This is a genomic window from Ruminococcus sp. 210702-SL.1.03, assembly GCF_020559915.1.
Taxonomy (GTDB): Bacteria; Bacillota; Clostridia; order Oscillospirales; family Ruminococcaceae; genus YE71.
In genome coordinates this window covers 1-1,039 of sequence record NZ_JAJCLZ010000099.1, presented here as the reverse complement: position 1 = coordinate 1,039, position 1,039 = coordinate 1, and the positions used below count along the sequence as shown (strand labels likewise).

The 1,039-nt window shown below is 37.4% G+C and carries 1 protein-coding gene; it reads right to left on the bottom strand.

The window, feature by feature from the left end:
- Positions 1–213 precede the first annotated feature (213 nt).
- The gene (gene catA / locus LI114_RS13560; protein ID WP_075271698.1) at positions 214–837 is read right to left on the bottom strand and encodes a type A chloramphenicol O-acetyltransferase; all 624 of its coding nucleotides are present in this window, start codon (positions 835–837) and stop codon (positions 214–216) included.
- Between the last annotated feature and the right edge of the window lie 202 nt (positions 838–1,039).

The window sequence follows — 1,039 nt, the reverse complement described above, 5'->3', positions numbered from 1 at the left end:
TCACAAGCACAATTACCGACAGAATTATTCCGCCGCAGATTATGATAAAATCACGAACATTCCAGAACCATAGCTTTACGTTAGCTCTCAGGTTTTCGGGGTAGATGTAGGTTTTCAAGTTATCACACTCCATTTCTTCACATAAAAAAACAGCCAAGCTTTTGCTTGACTGCACAAAAATATTTAATTATATTACATAGACAAACTGGGATTTTATTCATTCAGCAAGTCTTGTAATTCATCCAAAAAACGGCAAACATGAAAGCCGTCACAAACGGCATGATGCACTTGAATCGATAAGGGAATATAGTATTTTCCGCCATCCTCATAATACTTCCCAAACGTAAATATCGGCAGTAGATAGTCATATCCTTTTTTTAGATTTAAGTTAAAGCCTTCAAAGCTTGTCCACGGTATCATCGAAACAGGGAAAGTGTTTTCCGGAGGATTAGGCTTTGCGAACATTCCCTTTCGTTCACCATAAGCGTCTATATCCTTTTGATAGTTCTGAAGAAACTCAGTATAGTCTGCTGTAAACTCAGTCCAAATACTCGAAAAGGTTTCAGTTTCCTTATGAAAGATTGTGTAGCAAGGCAGCATTTCTGAAAAAACACCTACCTGTCCGTTTTTATCTAATGCCGTCCTGAACTCTTCGTGTCGATTGAGGATTGTTGTAACCCCATATAAGAGAGTCGGATATAATTTTTTTCCATCCTTTTTCAACTTAGAAATATCGAGTTTTACCGTCATACTATATGTGCAGGGCGTATTGTCAAAATAGTGGTCGAAATACTCTTTTCGTGTCCAATTATTTATATCAATCTTTGTGAATTGCATCATTTATCCTCCGCAAATTCCGATTTGTCGCTCAATTTTAAAAAGTAAACTAATAAAAGTATATCACAAACTTCGCTGTCTGTCAAACCAATATTTATTTACGTTTTCCCCTTAATCATACCGACAGCCCTCGCCCCCATAGAAACAGTATGGCTGACAGACATCATATTGACCCTGACGCTCGTATCCAATCCATACATCT

What these genes read in the sequence shown, in the direction of transcription:
- catA (WP_075271698.1), bottom strand. Translation starts at nt 837, where the DNA reads ATGCAATTCACAAAGATTGATATAAATAATTGGACACGAAAAGAGTAT.